The following is a 22,458-nucleotide window of genomic DNA, read 5'->3' as shown; positions in this document are numbered from 1 at the left end:
CCAAGATGACGCGCGGCGGGCCGTTTGACCAATCAGCTCTTCTGCCTTAAGGATGTAGGAAATCTATTGTATGGACGCCATGGTTGCCCTTCCTCCATTGAATGCGCTGCGCGCCTTCGAGGCCTCGGCCCGGCACCTGAACTTCAGGCTGGCGGCGCAGGAACTGGGTGTCACCCAAGGCGCCGTGGCACAGCAGGTCCGGGGCCTCGAGGCGCGGCTGGGTACCCCGTTGTTCGACCGTCTGCCGCGCGGCCTGCGCCTGACCGAGGCCGGTCGGCGGTTCCACGCGCCCCTGCGCCGCGCTTTCCGTCTGATCGAAGAGGCGGTCGAAGACCTGTCCGGCCAGCGCCAGATCACTCTGTCGGTCACGCCCAGCTTTGCCTCGAAATGGCTGGTGCCGCGGCTGGGCGATTTCACCGCGCGCCACCCGGATGTCTCGGTGCAGGTCGATGCGCGCGAGCGGCTGGCCGATTTCCAGACGGACGGGGTGGACATCGCGGTGCGGCAGGGCCGCGCGCCGTTCGGCGACGGCCTGGTGGCCGAGCCGCTGTTCCCCACCGAATTCGTCGTCGTCGGCAGCCCCGACCTGGCCGCGCAGGTGACGTCGGCGCAAGACCTGCTGGCGCATGTATTGCTCAGCGATTCTCATGGCCTTTGGCCCCTGTTTCTGGAACGCGCCGGCGTGCAGGGGCGCCCGAGGATGATGAATTTCAGCCAGACCAGCCTGGCCATCGACGCCGCCGTGGCCGGGCAGGGCTTTGCGCTGGCCAATGCGCCGCTGGTCGCGGCCGAGCTGATGGCGGGACGGTTGGTGCAACCGCTGGCGCAGGTGCTGCTGGACGATCTGGGGTTCCATATCGTCACCCCGCGCAAGCCGCGGCAGCCGGATCTGGTGGCGCTGATGCGCGAGTGGCTGCGGGCTCAGGCCTGAAGCGTGGCCGCAATCGCCGCGATCCGCCCCCGCAGCCAGCGATGGGCGGGATCGTTGGCGAACCGCTGGTGCCAGACCATGTAGATCGACACCGGCTGACACTCGAAGGGCAGGGGAGCGCAGTCCAGCGCCGCCAAAGGCCCTTGCTTCATCAGCGCCGTGTCGGTCGAGATCAGGTCACTGCCCTTCACGAAGGCCGGGATCGCGTTGAAATGCGGCAGGGTCACGGTGGGCGGGCGGATCTGGCTTTGATCCACGCCGCGCATCACCGCTCGCGCGTTGCGCCCATCGGGAAACCGCACCTCGACATGGTCCGAGGCGCAATAGGCGGCCCAGTCGGCGGGCGGGTCGCGGCGTTCGGCGTCGTAGAACACCATCAGGGGGCTGCTCACCAGCAGTTTCTGAAAGATGTCGGGGCCGTCCGGAGGCAGCGGGGTCAGCATCAGCTGGCACCGGTCGCTGCGAAGCAGTTCCGGGTCGGGCACGCCCGAGGGCATGAACCCCAGCCGCAGCCGCACCCCATCGGCCCGTGCTGCGCGCAGCAACTGCGGAAAGATCAACTCGCGCGGCATGTCGTTGGTGGCGATCTGGACGGTGATCTCTTCGGACAGCGGGTCAAAGGGCCGCTCATCGGTCAGGGCACGCATACCGTCCAGCACCCTCTGCACCGGGTCTTTCAGCGCCAGCGCCCGCTCGGTCGCGCGCAGCCCCTGGCCCGACCGTACGAACAGCGGGTCGCCCAGCACCTGCCGCAGCTTGGCCAGCGTGTGGCTGATGGCGGATTGCGTGACACCCAGCCGGTCGGCGGCCTTGGACACCGAGTTCTCCTCGAGGATCGTCAGGAAGGTGCGCAGGACCTTGCCGTCCAGATCCGTGAAATCGATTTTCTTCATACCGTTTATGATCCGCCATGAATGGTGTTGCTGTTCATGCCGCGCTAGGGGAAGCTTGGCAACAGGAGGCACGCGATGGGGATCCGCTTTTTCTCGGACAAGAACCGACCCGTTCACATGGGGCCTTATCCGCTGGAACGGCTGCGGCGGCAGGATGCGCTGCCCGATCTGTCGGCGCTGGCGCCCATGCCGGTGCTGAGTTTCGACCGCCCCGAGCAGCCCCACAGCATCGTCAACGCGATGGGCGAGTTTCAGGCGATGCTGGACACCATCCGCGATGGCTTCGTCAATCCGGCCCGGGCCGAGATGCCCCGCGATCCGGTCGAGCGCGCCAATCACCTGAAAGCGTTCGGCTATTTCAACGACGCCTCGATGATGGGCTGCGGGCCTCTGCTGCCGCAGGCGCTGCTGGACCAGCCCCGGCGCAACCCCGATATCGACCGACTGGCCCATGCGCTGCAGACCCGGCAGACGAAGACCCTGGCCTCGGGGATCGACGTGATCATGGCCGACCTGCGCGACAGCGTCGCGGCCCAGCCGGGGCCGATCACCGCCCATCGCCATGCCATCGTGTTCCTGTACGAACATCACCGCGACCCCGATCCGTCCGAGCCCGGCGCCGAGTGGATCCTGGATGCGCAGGACCACCGCGCCTGCCTGCTGGCCACCGAAAACGCGGTGGTGATCGCCAATTACATCCGTCTGTTGGGGTATGATGCGCGGGCGCATTCGGTGATGTCCTCGGACATGAATCTGCCGCGCCTTGCCGCCGCAGCCGGGTTGGTCTGGGCCGAGGATGGCACCGCCGTGGCCCCCTGGCTGGGGCGTCGGTTCGGGCTGGCCGCCGTGACCACCGAGTTGGAAATCGCCCATGATCGCCCCCTGGCCCCGCGCGACCGGCAGCCGTGGTTCAGAACCCAAGGCCCCGCGTGGTGGCTGGGCGCGGGCTTTGCCAAAAGCGCGCTGAACCGCGACCCTTTCGCCCGCCGCCGCTATGTCGATGGCGCGCACCCGTTCGAGACGCTCAAACGCGTGGACAGCCCGACCACCTATATCGACGAGGAGAACGTGGCCCGGGTGCCGAAACGCGCCGACATGTTCGCGCGGGCGCAGTTCGGCGACATGGGCAAACCGCTGCAGGACGCGGCCAAGGGCGGGCACTACGTCCGAAAATCCGCGCCCAGCTTTGCGCAACGCCGCGCGCTGGGGGCGTTCGTCCTGCTGCAGGACGGTGACAGCGCCGATGGCCCCAAACCCTCGGACGCTGACCGCAACGCCGCCAACCTCAAGGCCGCCAGTTATTTTCTGGGCGTCGATGCCGTAGGCCTCAGCCGCTGCCCCGAATGGGCGTGGTATTCCCACGACGCCACCGGCGAGGAAATCGTGCCGCCTCACGATCAGGCGATCAGCATGATCATCGACCAAGGTTATGAGACCATGGAAGGCGCCTCCGGCGACGACTGGATCAGCGTCGCCCAGTCGATGCGCGCCTATCTGCGGTTCTCGCTGCTGGGCGGGGTGCTGGCCCGGCAGATCCGCAATCTGGGCTACAAGGCCAAGGCGCATACGGTGATGGATGGCGAGGTGCTGCAACCGCCGCTGCTGTTGCTGTCGGGGCTGGGTGAGGTCAGCCGCATCGGCGAGGTCATTCTGAACCCGTTCCTCGGCCCGCGCCTGAAATCGGGCGTGGTGACCACCGACATGCCGATGGCGCATGACAAGCCCATCGACTTCGGCCTGCAGCGGTTCTGCGAGAGCTGCAACAAATGCGCCCGCGAATGCCCCTCGGGGGCGATCACCGCCGGGCCCAAGCTGATGTTTAACGGCTACGAGATCTGGAAATCCGACAGCCAGAAATGCGCCACCTACCGGATCACCACGCCGGGCGGGGCGATGTGCGGGCGCTGCATGAAGACCTGCCCGTGGAACCTGGAAGGGCTGTTCGCCGAACGCCCGTTCCGCTGGGCCGCGATGAAAATCCCCGCCGCCGCGCCCGCGCTGGCGAAACTGGACGATGCGCTGGGCAATGGCGGGCTGAACGACACCAAGAAATGGTGGTGGGATCTGGAACTGCAGCCCGACGGCGCCTATCGCCCCACCGCGCACCCGCTGAACCGGCGTGATCTGCAAAAGGATCTTGACCTGAAATACGAGGATCAGACGCTGGCCGTCTATCCGGCCCCACTGGCCCCGCACCCCTGGCCCTATCCGTTCGCGATGGATCGCGAGGCGGGGATCGCCGCCTATCAGGCGATGGTCACCGCCGAGGAGTACAAGACCCGTCTGGCCGCCGGGGACATGTCGGTGGTGCATCGCTACACGATTGCCGGCGACGCCCCGGTCATGCGGGTCGAGGTGACCAAGGTCGAGAAGATGACACCGGACATCAGCAAATACGAATTCTCCGCCCCGGATGGCGCGCCCCTGCCGGAATGGACGGCGGGCGCGCATCTGGACGTGCTGGTGGCGCCCGAGTTCCTGCGCCAGTATTCCATGTCGGGCGACCCCGCGGACCGGTCGAAATACCAGATCGGCGTGCTGCGCGAGGATGAGGGCCGCGGTGGCTCGGTTCTGCTGCACCGGATTTTCACGCCGGGCCGCAAGGTGTTCGTGTCAAAGCCGATCAATCATTTCGAACTGGACGAGACCGCCACCCGCACTCTGCTGATGGGTGGCGGCATCGGCATCACCCCGATGATCGCCTTCGCGCATCGCCGGCACGCGCTGGGCCGCGATTTCGATCTGCACTATTCCGTCCCTTCACGGGGAAAGGCCGGGTATCTGGCCGATCTGGCCGCCGCGCCCTGGGCGGATCGCGTGCATCTGCATGTCTCGGACGAGGGCACCCGCGCCGACCTGGACACGATCCTGGCGGGCTATCGCGACGGCTGGCACGTCTATACCTGCGGCCCGGACCGATACATGGAGGCGGTGATGCAGGCCGCCGAACGTCAGGGCTGGCCCGAGGAGGCCCGGCATCTGGAGTATTTCTCGGTGCCCGAGCAGCCCGACTATGAAAACCACCCGTTCACCCTGCGGCTGGCACGGTCGGGGCGTGACCTTGAGGTGCCCGCCGACAAGGACGCGGCGCAGGTGCTGAACGAGGCCGGCATCCATGTAGACGTGAAATGCGCCGACGGCATCTGTGGCGTCTGTAAATGCGGGCTGATTGCAGGCGAGGTCGAGCATCGCGATTTCGTCCTGTCGCGCAAACAGCGGGAATCGGCACTGATTCTGTGCCAGAGCCGCGCGGCCGAGCCGGGCGGGGTGGTCGAGATCGACCTCTGACCCCGGTCGGAAAGCGACATTTTCAGGCGAAAAAATAGGTCGCGCGGGCCATGGACGCCGCCGCGCGGCTGCTCTAACGTCGCCCCAAACCCAGTGAACCCTGACCAACAGGCGCGAGGTACAATCATGCAATATCACCGCCCCGCCAGCTTTGCAGAAGCTTCGGATCTGGCTGCCCATGCAACGGGCATCACGCGGTTTCTGGCCGGCGGCACCGACGTTCTGGTGCAGCTGCGGTCCGAGATCGTGACCCCCGACACCCTGATCGACATCAAGGCCATCGACGGGGTGCGCGACATCACTCGCCACGCCGACGGCAGCTGGACGCTGGGCGTGGCCGTCACCGGTGCCGAGATGAGCGAACATCCCCAACTGGGCCGCGAGTGGCCCGGTGTGGTCGAGGCGATGGACCTGATCGGCTCGACCCAGATCCAGGGCCGTGCCACGCCGGTTGGCAACCTGTGCAACGGCTCGCCCGCCGCCGACTCGGTTCCGGCCATGGTGGCCGCGGGCGCAAGCGTGACGGTGACCGGCCCCGCGGGCGATCGGGTCGTGGCGGTCGAGGATATCCCGACCGGCCCCGGCAAGACCTCGCTGGCGCAGGGCGAGCTGATCTCGGCTCTGCACATCCCGGCGCGGGGCGCAAATGGCGGCGACGCCTATCTGCGCTTCATTCCGCGCACCGAGATGGACATCGCCGTGGTCGGCGTGGGTGTGAGCCTGCGCGTCGATGGTGACACGATCACCGAGGCCCGCGTGTCGCTGGGCGCCGTGGCGCCTACCGTCCTGCTGGTCGAAGAGTGCGCCCGTGCGCTGATCGGCACCACGCTGGACGATACCGCGCTGGCGGCGCTGGCCGCCGCCGCCTCGGCCGCGTGCAAACCCATCGACGACAAGCGCGGCACCATCGAATTCCGCACCGAAGTGGCCGGAGTGCTGGCAAAACGCGCCGCGAAAATCGCCTATGCCCGCGCCAAGGGAGAGACCGCATGACCAAGCATCACGTCACCACCACCGTCAACGGCGACACGGTCGAATACCTGTGCGACGCGCGTGAAACCCTGCTGGACTGTCTGCGCGACAAGCTGAACCTGACCGGCGCCAAGGAGGGCTGCGGCACCGGCGATTGCGGGGCCTGCTCGGTCACGCTGGACAGGCGGCTGGTCTGTTCCTGCCTGGTGCTGGGGGTCGAGGCCGAGGGCAAGCAGATCGAAACCATCGAAGGCATGGCCCGGGGCGAAACCCTGCACCCGCTGCAGCGCAAGTTCATCGAACATGCCGCGCTGCAATGCGGGGTCTGCACGCCGGGCGTTCTGGTCGCCGCCAAGGCTCTGCTGGAAAAGAACCCCGACCCGACCGAGGAAGAGGCCCGCTATTGGCTGGCCGGCAACCTGTGCCGCTGCACGGGTTATGACAAGATCATCCGCGCCGTTCTGGACACGGCCGCCGAGCTGCGGGAGGCTTCGTAATGGCACTCGACGATCGCAAGTCGCATTTCACCTTCGTGGGCACCCGCCCGAACCGTCCCGACGGGTTGGACAAGGTCACCGGTCGCGCCCGGTTCGGGGCCGACGTGACCGCGCCGGGCATGCTGTTCGGCGCCATCCTGCGCTCGCCCCACGCCCATGCGCGGATCGTCCGGATCGACACCTCGAAGGCCGAGGCGCATCGGGACGTGAAGGCCGTGGTCACCCGCGCCGATTTTGCCGATGTCCCGTTCAAGCCGGGTCTCGAGGGCGAGTTCTGGAACGTTCTGGAAAACGTCATGGCCGGGGAAAAGGCGCTCTATGACGGGCACGCGGTGGCGGCAGTTGCGGCCAGTTCGGCGCTGGCGGCGCGGGATGCGCTCAAGCTGATCGAGGTCGAATACGAGGTGCTGCCCCATGTCACCGACGTGGACAAGGCGATGGCGCCCGACGCCCCGGTGATCCGCGAGGGCGCGGCCGATTATTCGGTGCCCGAGGGGATGCACCCCAACGTGGTGCGCTATCACGAAAGCGGGCATGGCGATGTCGAGGCCGGCTTTGCCGAGGCCGATCTGGTGATCGAGGATCACTTCGTCACCGAGGCCACCCACCAGGGCTATATCGAACCGCACGCCTGCCTTGCCTCGCTGGGCGCTGACGGCAAGGGCGAGCTGTGGTGCTGCACCCAGGGCCACTGGATCGTGCAGAAGACCTGCGCCGCGCTGCTGGGGATCGAAACCGCGCAGCTGCGCGTGACCGCATCGGAAATCGGTGGCGGGTTCGGCGGCAAGACCACCGTGTTCATCGAACCGGTGGCGCTGGCGCTGTCGCGCAAGGCCAACCGTCCGGTCAAGATCGTGATGTCCCGGTCCGAGGTTCTGCGGGCCACCGGGCCGACCGCTTCGGCCTCGATGGACGTCAAGATCGGCATGAAGAAGGACGGCACCATCACCGCCGCCCAGGGCGTGTTCCGCCTGCAGGGCGGTGCCTTTCCGGGTGCGCCGGGCGACATGACCGCAATGTGCGCCTTTGCCCCCTACAACCTGACCAATGTGCGGCAGGTGGGGTATGACGTGATGTCCAACCGCCCGAAACAGGCCGCCTATCGCGCGCCGGGCGCGCCGATGGGGGCGTTTGCGGTGGAGTCGGTCATCGACGAGCTTTGCAAGATACTGGGCCTCGATCCGATCGAGGTGCGCCTGAAGAACGCCGCGCGCGAGGGCACCAAGGCCAGCTATGGCCCCACCTATGACCGGATCGGCCTGGTCGAGACGCTCGAAGCCGCCAAAGACCACCCGCATTATTCCGCGCCGCTGAAGCCGGGGCAGGGGCGGGGCATCGCCTGCGGGTTCTGGTTCAACCACGGGGGCGAGACCTCGGTGTCGCTGGCCCTGTCCGAGGACGGCTCGGCACAGCTGATGGTCGGCACGCCCGATATCGGCGGCTCGCGCGCGTCGATGGCGCTGATGGCGGCCGAGGTGCTGGGCATCCCGTACGAGAACATCCGCGTGACCATCGCCGACACCGCCACGCTGGGCTACAACGACGTCAGCCACGGCTCGCGCGTGACCTATGCCAGCGGTTTGGCCACGATCAAGGCGGCGCAGCACGCGGTCGAGAAACTGTGCGAACGCGCGGCGGCCAAATGGGGCATCCCCGTGGACGCGGTGAAATGGGAAAACGGCTGCGCAGTGCCCTCCGGGCCCAACGCGGGCGATTTCGACCCGCTGCCGCTGGCCGAGATCACCGCTGACATGGGGCGCACAGGCGGCCCGATCTCGGGCCATTTCGAGGCGACCCCCGAAGGCGCGGGCGTGTCCTTTGGCACCCATATCGTCGATGCCGAGGTCGATCCCGAAACCGGCAAGACCTCGATCACCCGCTACACGGTCATCCAGGACGCGGGCAAGGCGATCCACCCCGCCTATGTCGAGGGCCAGTTCCAGGGCGGCGCGGCCCAGGGCATCGGCTGGGCGCTGAACGAGGAATACATCTATGGCGAGGATGGCCGGCTGCAGAATCCGGTGTTCCTCGACTACCGTATCCCGGTGGCCAGCGACCTGCCGATGATCGACACCGTGATCGTCGAAGTGCCCAATCCGGGCCACCCCTTCGGCGTGCGTGGCGTGGGGGAAACCGGCATCGTGCCACCGCTGGCGGCCATCGCGAATGCGGTGTCGAACGCGGCCGGCGTGCGGATGCGGCAACTGCCGATGTCGCCGCCGCGCATTCTGGCCGCGCTCAAGGGCAATGGTTGAGGTCCATCTCTGGTCTGGTCTCCGGTCTCTGACCGGGGGCCAGGAAGTGGTGCAGGTTCAGGCAGCGACAACCGGCGAGCTGCTGCGCGAACTGGTGCGCCTCCATCCGCAATTGCAGGCGCCGATCGACGCGGGCGTGTCGGTCGCGGTGAACGGCCGGATCATCGCGGCAGGGCTGAGCGAGCCCATCCCCGAAGGGGCCGAGGTGTACCTGATGCAACGCCTGCGGGGCGGTTGAGAGAATCGGCGGGGGGAGACACGGATACGACAGCCTTCAGGCCCCGTACCGGTCTCGCCCCTGGCCCGGCCGAATTACCCCCTCGTTAAGAAAACACCTTTGAACAAAAAACGGCAGAGTTGCCCCGCTATGGATCGCAAAATTGGCATAAGTGGCACCTAAAGGTGTCGGATGTGTGGGTTTCCGTTTGGTCAACCATGGCCGCTTGCATAACCCGCAGGTTTTGCAGTTGCTGCGATGCGCCGATCTGGAGGGGAATGGTGCTGCTGGAGAGAATTGAACTCTCGACCTCTCCCTTACCAAGGGAGTGCTCTACCTCTGAGCTACAGCAGCGCTGTGGGCGGGTGATTAGACTCAAACGAAACGGGGCGCAAGGGTCTCTGGACGGTTTTTTTCGCCTCCTGTAGAGAAAGATCATGGCAGAGAAGAAATCACCCAAAAAACACGGGCAATCCGGCTCCACGCGCGAAGATCGGCTCAAGGCGGCTCTCAAGGCCAACCTGGCGCGGCGCAAGGCGCAGGCCAAGGCGCGCAGCGCACAGGATGACCGGCCGGGACAGCACAAGGACTGAGAGCAGATGGATTCGATTCTGGTAACGGGCAACGGGCCGCTTCACGGCCAAATTCCGATCGCGGGGGCCAAGAATGCCTGCCTGACGCTGATGCCGGCCACGCTGCTGAGCGAAGAACCGCTTACGCTGACCAACGCGCCGCGGCTGAGCGACATCAAGACCATGACCGCGCTGCTGCAGTCGCTGGGGGCCGAGGTGTCGGCCCTGCAGGACGGGCAGGTTCTGGCGATGTCCAGCCATGATCTGACCAGTCACACGGCGGATTACGAGATCGTGCGCAAGATGCGGGCCTCGAACCTTGTTCTGGGGCCGCTCTTGGCGCGATTCGGGCAGGCGGTGGTGTCGCTGCCGGGCGGCTGCGCCATCGGGGCGCGCCCGATGGACCTGCATGTCGAGGGGCTGGAAGCCCTGGGCGCCGAGATCGAGCTGAAGGACGGATACCTGCACGCCAAGGCGCCGAACGGGCTGAAGGGCGCGGTGCATGAAATGCGCTTTGCCTCAGTGGGGGCCACCGAAAACATCGTCATGGCCGCGACGCTGGCCAAGGGTACGACGGTTCTGAAAAACGCCGCGCGCGAACCCGAGATCGTCGATCTGGTGGAGTGCCTGCGCAAGATGGGCGCGCAGATCCAGGGCGCGGGCACCTCGACCATCGAGATCCAGGGCGTCGACCGGCTGCATGGCGCGACGCACCAGGTGGTGACCGACCGGATCGAGCTGGGCACCTACATGCTGGCCCCGGCCATCTGCGGCGGCGAGGTCGAGCTGTTGGGCGGCCGCCTGTCGCTGGTCGAATCCTTCGTGGAAAAGCTGACGGCCACCGGGGTCGATGTCGAGGAAACGGAAGCGGGCCTGAAGGTCTCGCGCAGGGACGGCCGGGTGCGTGCGGTCGACGTGGTGACCGAGCCGTTCCCCGGCTTTCCCACCGACCTGCAGGCGCAGATGATGGCGTTGATGTGCACGGCCGATGGGGTTTCGGTGCTGGAGGAGCGGATTTTCGAGAACCGCTTCATGCACGCCCCCGAACTGGTGCGCATGGGCGCGCAGATCGAGGTGCATGGCGGCACCGCGACGGTGACCGGGGTCGAGCGCCTGAAGGGTGCGCCGGTGATGGCCACCGATCTGCGCGCCTCGGTCTCGTTGATCCTGGCCGGTCTGGCGGCCGAGGGCGAAACACTTGTCAGTCGGGTCTATCATCTGGACCGCGGATATGAGCATGTGGTCCGCAAGCTGGAAGGCGTGGGCGCGAAAATCGAACGGATCAAGGGCTGATGGCAGACGCAACATTCGAAGACGGGCGCGAGGCGCCGCTGAACCTGGGTGCGCTGGATGCCGAGGATCTGAAGGTGATCGCGGCCTTGGTGCAGGATGCGGTCTTTCCGGCCAGCGAGATGACCTGGCAACCGACCCGCCGCCGTTTTGCCCTGCTGCTCAACCGGTTCCGGTGGGAAGACAAGGAGGCCGCCGAGCGCCGCAACCGCCCCTACGAGCGGGTGCAGTCGGTGCTGGTGTTCGATTCGGTCCTGTCGGTGGCCAGCCAGGGGATCGACCGATCCGACAAGGACCTGATCCTGTCGCTGCTGGATATCGCGTTCCACCCGGCCGAGGACGGCGCGGGCGAGGTGCTGTTGACGCTGGCCGGCGATGGCGCGATCCGCCTGACGGTCGAGGCGCTCGAGGCCACGCTCAGGGATGTCACCCGCCCCTACCGCGCGCCCTCGGGGCATGCGCCGCAGCACCCGGTCTAGGTGCGGAACAAACGCGGGATATCCCAGACCTTCTCGGGCGCGCCGAAAGGGACTGATATTCGCCGCGCCACCCTGTTCGACCTGTTCGAGATGAGCCGGGTCTTGACCCGCTCGATCGCGCGGCTCTGCGCCGAGGATCACGGCAAGGACGCGGCCGCGATTGCCCGCTGGACGGCGAACAAGACCCCGCAGGCGCTGCGGAACTACCTGGCGGACACGGAGGACGAGGTCTGGCTGTTGCTGAAGGCTGGCAGGCTGGCCACGGTCGGGGCGCTGGGCGGGGTCAAGATGGGGCAGGGCACCGGGCGGATCACGCTCAACTATGTGGATCCGGACTTCCGGGGGCAGGGCGCAAGCTCCGCCATGCTTTCCCACCTCGAATCGCGCCTCTCGGCCCTCGGCGTGACCGAGGCGCGCGTCACCAGCACCGCGACCGCGCGCCGGTTCTACCTGTCCCGCGGGTGGATGGACGCAGGACAGCCGCGCGCCGGGCGCTGGATCGTCGGATACCCGATGCGCAAATCGCTGCACCCCTGATCTAAACCCTTGAGGCGCGAGCCGCGCCCGGATATTCCCGCCAAGACTGCCGGAGACACCATCATGCCCGTTTTCCTCGATACCGCTTCGCCCGACTTCGAAACCGCTTTCGCCGACCTGCTCTCGGCCAAGCGCGAGGACAGCCCGGACGTGGACGCTGTCGTGGCCGAGATCATCGCGGACGTTCGGTCGCGCGGCGATGCCGCCGTGATCGAGCTGACCGCAAAATTCGACCGGCTGGAGCTGACGCCGGACACGCTGGCCTTCAGTGCCGAAGAGGTAACGCAGGCCATCGCGACCGTCAGCGACGAAGACCGCGCGTCGCTGGAACTGGCCGCCGCGCGTATCCGCGCCTATCACGAACGCCAGATGCCGCAGGATCAGGAATGGACCGACGAGTCGGGTGCCACGCTGGGCTGGCGCTGGTCGGCGGTCTCTGCCGCGGGGCTTTACGTGCCGGGCGGGCTGGCATCCTATCCGTCCTCGGTGCTGATGAATGCCATTCCGGCCAAGGTGGCCGGGGTCGAACGGCTGGCCATCGCGGTGCCCACGCCCGACGGGCAGGTCAACCCGCTGGTGCTGCTGGCCGCGCGCCTGTCGGGCGTCGATGAAATCTATCGCATCGGCGGCGCGCAGGCGATTGCGGCGCTGGCCTATGGCACGGAAACCATCGCGCCGGTGGACAAGATCACCGGGCCGGGCAACGCCTTTGTAGCGGCGGCCAAGCGGCGGGTGTTCGGCAAGGTCGGCATCGACATGATCGCGGGGCCGTCCGAGATCCTGGTGATCGCGGACAAGGAAAACGACCCCGACTGGATTGCGCTGGACCTGCTCAGCCAGGCCGAGCATGACGAAAGCGCCCAATCGATCCTGATCACCGACGACGCCGGTTTCGGCCGAGCGGTGGCCGAGGCGGTGGACAAGCGGCTGGAAACGCTTGAACGGCGCGCAATCGCCGGGGCCAGCTGGCGCGATTATGGCGCGGTGATCATCGTGCGCGACCTGGACGAGGCCGCCGCCCTGTCGAACCGCATCGCGCCCGAGCATCTGGAACTGTGCGTGGTCGATCCGGTGGCCTTGAGCCACCAGACCATCCATGCCGGTGCTATCTTTCTTGGCCAGTACACGCCCGAGGCCATCGGCGATTATGTCGGCGGCCCGAACCATGTGCTGCCCACTGCACGTTCGGCGCGGTTCTCGTCGGGGCTCAGCGTGATGGATTTTCTCAAACGCACCACGCTCAGCCGCATGACCCCCGAGGCTCTGCGGGCCATTGGCCCGGCAGCCGAGCAACTGGCGCGGTCGGAAAGCCTTGAGGCGCACGGCCTGTCGGTGGGGGCGCGGCTCAAGCGGCTGAACGGCTGATCTCGGGACATTGGCGCCGGGGTCACATCCGGCCCGGGACTGCCGTGGCCGGCGCAAAACCACTTGCAGTGGTTGTCCGACCTGTGCGTTCTAACCGGTGACGTCTTAGGACAAACCCGGAGCCGAATTTGGAACGTGTCGCAACCCTATGGATCGGAGAGCGCTTCAGCTTTCTGGAGCATCTGTGCCTGAAATCCTTTGCGGACCTGGACCAGAAGCCGATCGTCTATCACTATGGTGATTTGAAGGACATTCCGGGTTACGTCGAGGCCCGCGACGCGCGTGAGGTATTCGACGCGCCCGAGATTTATCGCGATCCGATCACCCGGTCGGTCGCCGTACATGCGGACCTGTTCCGCCTGAAACTGCTGCAGCAGACCGACCAGATATGGGTCGATGCCGATGCTTACGCGGTCAAGCCATTCCAGACCGATCAGGGCTATCTGTTTCCGGCGGCCAATCGCAGGCGGCAACGCATCATGAATGGCGTTCTTGCCTTGCCGGGCGACAGCCCGGCCCTTGCTGAAATGTGCGCCTTTGCCTTTGACAGCGACCTGGTGCCGCCTTGGTGGCCCGAGGAACAGCAGCGCGCGTATCTTCAGATCTTCGGGCGCTCGACCTACTGGAGCCTGCCGATCTTCAGTTTTGGCCCGCCGATGTTGTTCCATTATCTGTACCCGACGCCGGAACATGCCAAGGCCGTCTCGCGGAAATCGCTGTATGCGATTCCGCTGCGCCACCGGTCACTGTGGAACGAGCCGGATCAGGGCAAACTTGAGTTCCTGGACTGGCAGAACCAGACTTCGGTCCATTTTTACGGGTCCTGGTTCCGCAAGATATTCAAGGACCGCGCCATCAACCCCGGTTCGCTGGTCGACACCTTGCTGCGCAAGCACGGCATCGACCCGAACGACCACCCGATCTGACCCTGCGTCCGACCCGTTTGCCGCGTTGTCCCGCGGGCACAGGTGCGCTAGGTCTGGCCTGACCTGAACGGAAGTCTATGACCATGACCCGCATTTCGCATATCGAACTGGATGATCGAAACCTGCCGCCGCCCACGCCCGAGATCGAGCAGGAGCGCAAGGTCGCCATCTATGATCTGCTCGAGGAAAACTCGTTCACGCTACCGCAACGCGACGACCGGGTGGTGCCCGACGGCCCTTATCACCTGCAACTGTCGATCCGCGACAAGCGGCTGGTGTTCGACATCAGCACCGAAGACCACCAGAAAGCGGCCGAGTTCCACCTGTCGCTGGGTCCGTTCCGGCAGGTGGTCAAGGACTATTTCCAGATCTGTGAAAGCTATTTCAACGCGGTCAAAACCCTGCCGCCCAGCCAGATCGAAACCATCGACATGGCCCGGCGTGGCATCCACAACGAAGGCAGCCGGGTCCTGCAGGAACGGCTGGAGGGCAAGGCCGAGATCGACACCGACACCGCCCGCCGCCTGTTCACGCTGATCTGCGTGCTGCATTTCGGAGGCTGACGGGTGAAGCCTCTGCCGCATTCGGTCCTGTTCTGCTGCGACCACAACGCGGTGCGCTCGCCCATGGCGGAAGGCATCATGAAGAAATTCTACGGCACGGGCACATATGTGCAGTCGGCCGGGGTACACAACGACCTGGAAATCGACGGGTTCAGCATCGCCGTCTGCCAGGAGATCGACGTGGAACTGTCACGCCACCGGTCGCGGTCGTTCGACGAGATGCAGGAATGGGGCGACGATCTCAGCTCCTTCGATCTGATCGTGGCGCTGTCGCCGGCCAGCCAGCGCAAGGCGCTGGAACTGACGCGGTTTTTTCACCTGGATGTCGAATACTGGCCAATAATGGACCCTACCGGATTGGGCGAGACGCGCGAGGAAAAGCTACACCACTACCGTCAGACCCGCGATCAGATCATCAAGCACCTGAAGGATCGCTGGGGGGAACCTACGGAGATCGCATGACCCAGACCATCCAAGCCTATTTCGACGCCTTCAACGCCGGGGACGTGGCCGGCATGCTGGCCTGCCTGTCCGATGACGTGGCCCATCACGTGAACGAAGGCCAGATCCGCGTCGGCAAAGAGAAATTCGCCGAATTCTGCGCGCATATGAACCGCTGCTACCGCGAGACCCTGACCGACATGGTGATCTTCGAGGCCCAGGGCGGCACCCGCGCCGCCGCCGAATACATCGTCAACGGCACCTATCTGGAAACCGATGCCGGCCTGCCCGCGGCCTCGGGCCAGTCCTATCGCCTGCCCGCCGGGTCGTTCTTTGACCTCAAGGACGGCAAGATCACCCGCGTGACCACCTATTACAACCTGGCCGACTGGGTAAAGCAGGTCTCGAATGGCTGAGATCACGCAGGTCCGCGCGCTGACGGGGCCGGCGCTCGAGGCGGCGCTGGACGACGTGGCGCGCCTGCGCATTTCGGTGTTCCGCGACTGGCCCTACCTCTATGACGGCGATCTGGACTACGAGCGCGGATACCTGCAATCCTACCGCGACAGCGACCGGGCGATCGTGGTCGGCGCCTTTGACGGCGACCGGCTGGTAGGGGCCGCGACCGGCGCGCCGCTGGCCGACCATGCCGAGGATTTCGCCGCCGCTTTCGAGGGCACCGGGCTGGACCTGTCGCAGATCTTCTATTGCGCCGAATCCGTGCTGCTGCCCGCCTATCGGGGGCAGGGCGTCGGGCATGCGTTCTTTGATCTGCGCGAGGGTCACGCGCGGGGCTTGGGGTTCAACAAATGCGCCTTCTGCGGCGTTCAGCGTCCGGCGGATCATCCGATGCGCCCGGACGACTACCGGCCGCTCGACCCATTCTGGCGCGCGCGGGGGTATTCACCGTTGCCGGGCGTGATCGCCCAGTTTTCGTGGAAGGACCTGGGAGACGCCACGGAAACCCGCAAGCCGTTGCAATTCTGGATCAGGGAATTGTGCGACAAGTAAGCCGGCGTTCAACCGAATGGCAAGTCAAGCGGGGAGTTCAGATTTGGTCAGGGCTGGAACATTCTGCAGGGGCGCGCAGCAGATCCCGGAGGCTTAGTAGCGCGGACAGAGTGAAGGGCAGATTTTCCCTTTCCCCTGACGGATTTGTCCCATGGCCTATGTGGCAGGAGTTCCGGGCAAGGTGTGGCGCGGCGCTGCGGACTTGTATTTCCGCGACCTGCCTGTCGAAATCCCTCGCCACGAGGCGCGGCCCGTCCGTTTGACGCAATGCATCTTGGTCTCGACGTGGCTTCGGCGTTGATCTCCGCTCCATCGATCGCCCGGCAGGCGCAACCGCCCCGTCAGCGCCAGTTGGCACAAGGATCCGGGGCGGCGCAGACGCATGACGGGTTCAGGAACGGATGCGACACTCAATCGACCGGGATCAAGCGGCCGGGTCAGTCTGTGCCAGACGGAATCGAGCCCCCTGTTCGACGGTAACTTGCCGGCCGCTGCCTGTCGGTCGGGCGTTTTCCCGATTGCGTTAGAACAGCTGAAGATCCTTTGCTCCGCTGCGGATTTCGGCAAGGTTCGGCATGTTCTGAACGACCACCGGCGCCGGAACTGTCCCGGGCATCGCCACGGTCGGTTTCGCCGCGACCGCCTTGCCGAAGGCGGGGCGTTCCAGCTCTCCGCGGATATCCAGCAGCAGGGTCTTGTGGTCGGGCATCGTCTTGAGGATCTTTGCAAGATCCATCTTGGCCCCTTTCCACCATTGGAACCAGATCGGCTTTTTCAGCGGCCGCAGACGGTCGCGGATGCCGGGGCCGTATCCGGTGTCATAGACCTGCTTGCCCAGCAGAACCGTCTGATAGACGCGATAGTCGAACAGGGTGGCGAATTCGATGTCACGCTCCAAGGGCAGGCGATTCTGCCACAGGTCGAGATTTTCGGCCAACCGATCCGGCACTTTCAACTGGGTGCGCGCGTCGATCCAATACTGGTCATCCGTGCGATTGCCCAGACGGTAATGCAGGCAGATGAACTCCAGAACCTCGTCATAGAGCTTGTTCATCTGTCGGTTGTACCGTGTCCGCAAAGAGGGCTCGATGGCCTTGGTCGGCAGGTGTTCGGCAAACCAGCGCACCGCGTGGTCGATCATGTGGATCGCGGTGCTTTCGAGCGGTTCGATGAACCCGCCCGCCAGGCCGATCGCCACGCAGTTCTTGACCCAGGCGTTGCGCACGCGCCCGATCCGCATCGGGATCACGCGTGGGGTCGCGCCTTTGCCGCTGTCGCCCAGCCATTCCAGGTATTCATCCGCCGCTTGATCGTCGGTCCGATGCGCCGAAGAAAACACATAGCCCGTGCCCACGCGGTTGAACAGCGGCACCCGCCATGTCCACCCGGCACCAAGGGCAGTGGCGCGCGTCAGGCTTTCGATCTTGTCGGGGTCGGGATGTTCGACCTGCAACGCCATCGCGCGGTCGTTGGGCAGGTAGTCCGAATAGTCCATGAAGGGTTCGCCAAGCGCCTGGTTGATGATCAGGCCACGGAACCCGGTGCAGTCGATGACCATTTCGATGTCATGCCGGCCCTTGCGTTCGAGCATCAGGTGGCTGACATTTCCCTGCTCGTCCAGTTCGACCGACTGCACCTCGTCCTGGATGTGTTCGACACCGCGCTTGGTGCAGACTCTGGTCAGCATCCCGGCAAATTTCACGGCATCCAGGTGATAGGCATACCCGAACCGCTGCTCGAACTCCGGCTGACCCAGCGGCCGCGCGCCCTTGCACAGGCGCCCCAGATCATCATGCGGTGCGATCGACTGGGTAAAGTCACGATCACCATTCCCGAAACGCAGGAAATACTCTGCGGCATCCAGCCCCTCGATCATCTGGCCGTGGGCAAAAGGGTTCACATAATCGATGCGATTGCCCTTGGCATCCTTGTTCCAGTTGCAGAACTTGACGCCCAGCTTGAACGACGCATTGGTCTCGCGGAAGAAATCCCGCTCGGAAATGCCGGCCTGACGCAGCGTGACCGGCATTCGCGGCACGGTCGCCTCGCCGACGCCGACAGTTGCGATATTGGGGCTTTCGATCAGGCAGATGCGCGGTCGGTCCTTTGGCGCAGATGTGCGTGAAAACACCATCTCGAGGATCAGCGCGGTCATCCAGCCTGCCGTGCCGCCACCCACGATGGTGATTTTGCTCAAACGGTTGTTCATGTGATTCTGTCCCTGTTGGTATTGTTTTTCGGTCGTTATATCAGCAATTCCCGCTTCCACTAAGCGTCAAGGCCGGCCACGGATCGACCGGCCTGTCCTCGGCCTGCGCTGTTCGCCCGACTGGCCGAGGCACCACAAAGAAGATGGCTGCCGGCTCGGCCGGATTCGAAAAAAGCCGTGGAATAGCCAGCGAACGACGGGCGCCCCGTCCATGATCGGAGCGTTTCCGGCCTTTGCGCTGGAGAAGTGACCAGGATGGCAGCGCAGACCAAAGGACGCGGTGATACCATTTCATGCCCGTCCGTACCGACCGAGATGCCCCCGGCCTCGCCGATCGGTCTGAAGGCCAATGCTCCGACTGCTCTGCCCCCTGAAAACTGGATCGTTTGAAGCTGGAGTTTTCCTGGCTGGGAAAGGAGCGGAATCGCATGAACGCATCGAGGTTCACGGAGGCGCGAGACAGGCCTTCATCCTGAAACAGGGCGAGCAAGGCACGCCCGTCGCGGAGATTTGTCGCAAGGCTGGGATAAGTCAGGCGTCCTACTTCAATTGGAAGAAGAAGTACGGCGGCTTGTTGCCGGACGAGATGCGCCGGCTGAAAGCGCTTGAGGACGAGAATGCCCGGCTGAAGAAGATCGTGGCCGACCTCACCCTGGACCGCGAGATGTTGCAGGATGTCATTCGGCGAAAGCTCTGAAGCCTGGCCGTTTGCGCGAGATCGTCACCGGGATGTGCGTCGGCTGGGGCGTGTCGATCCGGAAGGCCTGTGAGGCCATCTGCTTCGACATCTCCACCTACCACTACAAGTCCCGGCGGACGGACCAGGCTGCCGTCGATAGGCGGATCAAGGAGATCGCAGAGACGCGTGTGCGCTATGGCTATCGGCGCGTTCACGTTCTTCTGCTACGGGAGGGTTGGGTGATCAACATGAAGAAGACCCGCAGGATTTACAACGAGTTGGGCTTGCAGCTCAGGAACAAGCACCCGAAGCGCCGGGTGAAGGCAAAGCTGCGGGAGGATCGCCGGGAAGCGGTCGGTCCAAACGATGTCTGGGCGATGGATTTTGTGCACGACCAGCTCGCCCTGGGTAAGAAACTGCGTATTCTGAGTATCGTCGATACGCATTCCCGCCTCTGCCCGGCGGTCGAGCCGCGCTTCACCTATCGGGGCGAAGATGTCGTGGAGACGCTCGAACGGGTCTGTGGAAAGATCGATTGTCCGAGAACGATCAGGGTCGACAACGGCAGCGAATTCATCTCTCGTGACCTCGATCTCTGGGCCTATACCAACGACGTCACATTGGACTTCTCACGGCCTGGCAAGCCCACGGACAATGGCTTTTCAACAGCAAGCTGAGGGCGGCGTGTTTGAATGCCCACTGGTTCATGAGCCTTGAAGATGCCCGCGAAAAAATGGAGGATTGGCGCAGACACTACAATGAGGACAGGCCCCATAGCGCAGTCGGGTACAACGTTCCGATTGCCATGCAATATCCCGATGACGTCATCAGCCCGTCATCGTGACAGAACCGCAAAAATCCAGCTTCCGGCGGTCCAATGGTGGGGAGCAGCGCGGGTTGAGCAGACTCGTAAGCGGTGCGCGGATCACACTGTCTGGGCGTAATTCCAGGGCAGCAGGGCGTCGATATCGGATTGCTTGTGGCCATTGATGATGGCCCGGAGCGTCGCCGTTATCCAGGCGTGGAGATCGACGGCATTGAGTTTGCAGGTTTCGATCAGCGACGCCAGCATCGCCCAGATCTGTGCGCCGGCGTCATGGCCTGCGAAGAGGGCGTTTTTTCGGTTGAGCGCGATGGGGCGGATGCTGCGTTCGACGGCATTGTTGTCGATCTCGATGCGGCCGTCGGTCAGGAACAGGGTCAAGCCGTCCCAGTATTTGGCGATGTATTTGAGGGCTTCGCCGAGCGGGGACTTGGCGGAGAGGCGGGCGCGGTGGGTGGTGAGCCAAGCCTCGAATGCGTCGATGATCGGCTTTGAGCGTGCTTGTCTTTCGGACAGGCGGGCCTCGGGCTTCTGACCGCGGACGTCCTTCTCGATGCGGTAGAGGGCGGCGATCTGTTTCAGTCCCTCGTCGGCGATCGGCGTTGTGCCGGTCTGGGCGACCTCGTGCAGCTTGCGCCGGGCGTGGGCCCAACAATACGCCAGCTGGATATCCTGGGTTGGCCGTTTGAGCAGCCGGTTGTAGCCCGCATAGCCGTCCACTTGCAGGGTTCCTGTGAAGCCTTTGAGGATGCCCTCGGCGTATTGGCCGGATCGGCCCGGTGCGTAAGTGAAGGCCACGCCCGGCGGGGCGCCGCCGCCCCAGGGGCGGTCATCGCGGGCCAAGACCCAGAAGTATCCCGTCTTGGTTTTGCGGCGACCCGGGTCCAGCACCGGCGCCGTGGTCTCATCCATGAACAGCTTGGTGGATCGCTTCAGGTTCGCCAGCAGCGCGTCATAGACGGGTTTGAGTTCAAACGCCGCGCGCCCGACCCAGGCTGCCAGCGTCGAGCGGTCCAGATCGATGCCCTGGCGGCTGTAGATCTGGGCCTGCCGGTACAGGGGAAGGTGGTCGGCGTATTTGGACACGATGACATGCGCCACCGTGGCCTCCGTCGGCATGCCGCCGGGGATCAGGTGCGCGGGTGCCGGGGCCTGGACGATCCTGCCCTCGCAGGAGCGGCAGGCATACTTCGGACGCCGTGTGACGATCACCCGGAACTGCGCGGGGATAATGTCCAGCCGCTCGCTGACGTCCTCGCCGATCACATGCCGCTCGCAGCCACAGTCGCACAGCGTGGTCTCGGGTTCGATCACTTCTTCGATGCGCGGCAGATGTCTGGGCAGCGATCCCCGGCTGGCCTTGCGGGGCGTCGAGGTCCGCGTCGGTGTGACCAGTGGTTTGGCCTCGCCTTCGGTCTCGACCTGGGCAATCGCGGTCTCGATATCCTCCAGCGCCAGCTCGAACTGATCCGGACCGATCTTCTCGGACTTGCGCCCGAACAGCGCCTGTTTGAAGGCCGCGACCAAGGCTTCCAGCCGTGCATTCTGCTCCTGCTGGGCCAGGATGATGGCCTTCAGGGCCTCGATGTCATCGGGAAGATTTGCCGCCGCGTTCATGGGGGTGATCTATCAAAATCGCGCGGGAAGCACCCGCCAAAACATCCCCGTGATTCACTCTGCCGCAGTCGGCGGACGTGCCGCCAGCGCCTTCACTTTCCGCCAGTCCAATCCGGCAAACAGCGCCTCGAACTGGGCATGGTTCAATGACATCAGACCGTCGCGGATCGCCGGCCAGGTGAAGGTCGTCTCCTCCAGCCGCTTGTAGGTCATCACCAGCCCGGTGCCGTCCCAATAGAGCAGCTTCAGCCGATCGGCCCGCTTCGCACGGAACACGAACACCGTCCCCGTGAAGGGTTCCTTGCGCAACTCGTTCTTCACCAGGGCCGCCAGCCCGTCATGGCCTTTCCGGAAGTCCACCGGCTTCGTCGCCACAACGATCCGTACCCGGTTCGATGGGAAGATCATGCCCCGAGTGCCCGCACAATCTCCGCAATCCGTGCCGCCGGGGTCGCCGCATCCAGCCGGATCAACACATCGCCGCAGACGATCTCAAGCGTTGCATCCCCGGCCCCCTGCGCACGGTCGGTTAACTCTTCGACAACCATTGGCGCGAACACGAGCCCGGGTTCCGCCTCCGATTCCGGCATAGCGGGCAAAACCAGCTTCCCCTCACGAGCCATCCGCCGCCATTCCGACAGGTGATTGGGCCGCATGTCATACCGCCGCGCAACCTCGTTCACCGTCACCCCTGGCTCCAGCGTCTCCGCCACAATCCGCGCCTTCACCGCATCCGGCCACCGCCGATGACCCCGAGGGCCCACAACTACGCCTACATCCGTGAGAAAATCCGTTGAGAGAGGTGGTTCGGTTCGTTTGAACAGTTTCGAGCCGTTTTGTAGGTGGATTTCCCGCTCGGTTATGCCGCGACCGGGATTGGTCGCGACGGGTTG

The 22,458-nt window shown here is 64.9% G+C and carries 21 protein-coding genes, 1 tRNA gene and 1 pseudogene; 17 read left to right on the top strand and 6 right to left on the bottom strand.

All coding sequences use genetic code 11. The features are described from left to right. Nucleotides 1-79: 79 nt before the first annotated feature. Nucleotides 80-931 carry a LysR substrate-binding domain-containing protein gene (locus F3H26_RS04970; RefSeq protein ID WP_188127706.1) on the top strand — a complete coding sequence of 284 codons (852 nt, stop codon included), beginning with the start codon at nt 80-82 and terminating at the stop codon, nt 929-931. Here the strand turns inward: F3H26_RS04970 and F3H26_RS04965 are convergent. Next, the gene (locus tag F3H26_RS04965) at nt 922-1,824 is read right to left on the bottom strand and encodes a LysR family transcriptional regulator (RefSeq protein WP_149774963.1); all 903 of its coding nucleotides are present in this window, start codon (nt 1,822-1,824) and stop codon (nt 922-924) included. The two genes, F3H26_RS04970 and F3H26_RS04965, sit on opposite strands and share 10 nt — an antisense overlap. A 75-nt stretch (nt 1,825-1,899) precedes the next feature. Between F3H26_RS04965 and F3H26_RS04960 the strand changes: the two genes are divergently transcribed. From F3H26_RS04960 to F3H26_RS04940, 5 genes are all read left to right on the top strand, one after another. Then, nucleotides 1,900-5,112, top strand: coding sequence for a reductive dehalogenase (locus F3H26_RS04960; protein ID WP_149774962.1), 3,213 nt, complete (start codon nt 1,900-1,902; stop codon nt 5,110-5,112). A 126-nt stretch (nt 5,113-5,238) separates the two neighbouring features. Beyond that, on the top strand, nt 5,239-6,105 hold the full coding sequence (locus tag F3H26_RS04955; RefSeq protein WP_149774961.1) for an FAD binding domain-containing protein: 867 nt from the start codon (nt 5,239-5,241) through the stop codon (nt 6,103-6,105). Next, nucleotides 6,102-6,581, top strand: coding sequence for a (2Fe-2S)-binding protein (locus F3H26_RS04950; protein WP_149774960.1), 480 nt, complete (start codon nt 6,102-6,104; stop codon nt 6,579-6,581). The genes F3H26_RS04955 and F3H26_RS04950 overlap by 4 nt, the downstream gene beginning before the upstream one ends. Beyond that, nucleotides 6,581-8,836 (top strand): xanthine dehydrogenase family protein molybdopterin-binding subunit, encoded by a 2,256-nt coding sequence (locus tag F3H26_RS04945; RefSeq protein ID WP_149774959.1) that lies wholly within the window; start codon nt 6,581-6,583, stop codon nt 8,834-8,836. The genes F3H26_RS04950 and F3H26_RS04945 overlap by 1 nt, the downstream gene beginning before the upstream one ends. Next, on the top strand, nt 8,829-9,074 hold the full coding sequence (locus tag F3H26_RS04940) for a MoaD/ThiS family protein (RefSeq protein WP_040633350.1): 246 nt from the start codon (nt 8,829-8,831) through the stop codon (nt 9,072-9,074). The genes F3H26_RS04945 and F3H26_RS04940 overlap by 8 nt, the downstream gene beginning before the upstream one ends. Before the next feature lie 258 nt (nt 9,075-9,332). On the opposite strand, the gene F3H26_RS04935 is transcribed toward F3H26_RS04940, so the two are convergent. Beyond that, nucleotides 9,333-9,407: transfer RNA gene (locus F3H26_RS04935), tRNA-Thr, on the bottom strand. A gap of 83 nt (nt 9,408-9,490) precedes the next feature. Here F3H26_RS04935 and F3H26_RS19380 point away from each other — a divergent pair. The 10 genes from F3H26_RS19380 to F3H26_RS04890 all read left to right on the top strand — a co-directional run bounded on the left by F3H26_RS19380 (nt 9,491) and on the right by F3H26_RS04890 (nt 16,237). After that, the gene (locus F3H26_RS19380; RefSeq protein ID WP_188127691.1) at nt 9,491-9,646 is read left to right on the top strand and encodes a hypothetical protein; all 156 of its coding nucleotides are present in this window, start codon (nt 9,491-9,493) and stop codon (nt 9,644-9,646) included. Nucleotides 9,647-9,652: 6 nt separating this feature from the next. Further along, the gene (gene murA, locus F3H26_RS04930) at nt 9,653-10,918 is read left to right on the top strand and encodes a UDP-N-acetylglucosamine 1-carboxyvinyltransferase (RefSeq protein ID WP_149774958.1); all 1,266 of its coding nucleotides are present in this window, start codon (nt 9,653-9,655) and stop codon (nt 10,916-10,918) included. Then, a complete protein-coding gene (locus F3H26_RS04925) occupies nt 10,918-11,394 on the top strand; it encodes a DUF2948 family protein (RefSeq protein WP_149774957.1) in 477 nt (158 codons plus the stop codon). Before murA ends, F3H26_RS04925 begins: the two co-directional genes overlap by 1 nt. Then, nucleotides 11,395-11,931: a GNAT family N-acetyltransferase gene (locus F3H26_RS04920; protein ID WP_223162430.1), complete on the top strand. Its 537-nt coding sequence runs from the start codon at nt 11,395-11,397 to the stop codon at nt 11,929-11,931. It begins immediately after the preceding gene. A 63-nt stretch (nt 11,932-11,994) separates the two neighbouring features. Then, the gene (hisD, locus tag F3H26_RS04915; RefSeq protein ID WP_149774956.1) at nt 11,995-13,296 is read left to right on the top strand and encodes a histidinol dehydrogenase; all 1,302 of its coding nucleotides are present in this window, start codon (nt 11,995-11,997) and stop codon (nt 13,294-13,296) included. 128 nt (nt 13,297-13,424) lie between these two features. Then, nucleotides 13,425-14,222 (top strand): glycosyltransferase family 32 protein, encoded by a 798-nt coding sequence (locus tag F3H26_RS04910; protein ID WP_149774955.1) that lies wholly within the window; start codon nt 13,425-13,427, stop codon nt 14,220-14,222. A gap of 83 nt (nt 14,223-14,305) precedes the next feature. Beyond that, entirely contained in the window at nt 14,306-14,785 is a 480-nt protein-coding gene (locus F3H26_RS04905; protein ID WP_149774954.1) for a UPF0262 family protein, read from the top strand. Between the two features lie 3 nt (nt 14,786-14,788). Further along, nucleotides 14,789-15,247 carry an arsenate-mycothiol transferase ArsC gene (locus F3H26_RS04900; RefSeq protein ID WP_149774953.1) on the top strand — a complete coding sequence of 153 codons (459 nt, stop codon included), beginning with the start codon at nt 14,789-14,791 and terminating at the stop codon, nt 15,245-15,247. Next, complete coding sequence (locus tag F3H26_RS04895; RefSeq protein WP_149774952.1) at nt 15,244-15,642, top strand: ketosteroid isomerase-related protein; 399 nt, start codon at nt 15,244-15,246, stop codon at nt 15,640-15,642. Before F3H26_RS04900 ends, F3H26_RS04895 begins: the two co-directional genes overlap by 4 nt. Then, on the top strand, nt 15,635-16,237 hold the full coding sequence (locus tag F3H26_RS04890; protein ID WP_149774951.1) for a GNAT family N-acetyltransferase: 603 nt from the start codon (nt 15,635-15,637) through the stop codon (nt 16,235-16,237). Before F3H26_RS04895 ends, F3H26_RS04890 begins: the two co-directional genes overlap by 8 nt. A gap of 523 nt (nt 16,238-16,760) precedes the next feature. On the opposite strand, the gene F3H26_RS04885 is transcribed toward F3H26_RS04890, so the two are convergent. Then, nucleotides 16,761-18,446, bottom strand: coding sequence for a tryptophan halogenase family protein (locus F3H26_RS04885; RefSeq protein ID WP_149774950.1), 1,686 nt, complete (start codon nt 18,444-18,446; stop codon nt 16,761-16,763). 428 nt (nt 18,447-18,874) lie between these two features. Between F3H26_RS04885 and F3H26_RS04880 the strand changes: the two are divergent. Beyond that, nucleotides 18,875-19,969: pseudogene (locus tag F3H26_RS04880) on the top strand (IS3 family transposase). A gap of 81 nt (nt 19,970-20,050) precedes the next feature. Here F3H26_RS04880 and tnpC read toward each other — a convergent pair. The 3 genes from tnpC to tnpA all read right to left on the bottom strand — a co-directional run. Beyond that, entirely contained in the window at nt 20,051-21,565 is a 1,515-nt protein-coding gene (gene tnpC, locus F3H26_RS04875) for an IS66 family transposase (RefSeq protein WP_149774949.1), read from the bottom strand. Nucleotides 21,566-21,619: 54 nt separating this feature from the next. Further along, a complete protein-coding gene (tnpB, locus tag F3H26_RS04870) occupies nt 21,620-21,973 on the bottom strand; it encodes an IS66 family insertion sequence element accessory protein TnpB (protein WP_149774948.1) in 354 nt (117 codons plus the stop codon). Beyond that, nucleotides 21,970-22,458: IS66-like element accessory protein TnpA (gene tnpA, locus F3H26_RS04865; protein ID WP_316634805.1), on the bottom strand; the 489-nt coding region annotated here is incomplete at its 5' end. The genes tnpB and tnpA, both read right to left, overlap by 4 nt.

The sequence above is a fragment of the Ruegeria intermedia genome, from assembly GCF_900129345.1.
Lineage (GTDB): Bacteria > Pseudomonadota > Alphaproteobacteria > Rhodobacterales > Rhodobacteraceae > Ruegeria > Ruegeria intermedia.
Note: the sequence above shows the minus strand (reverse complement) of the source record. Positions and strands in the feature narration are given on the sequence as shown.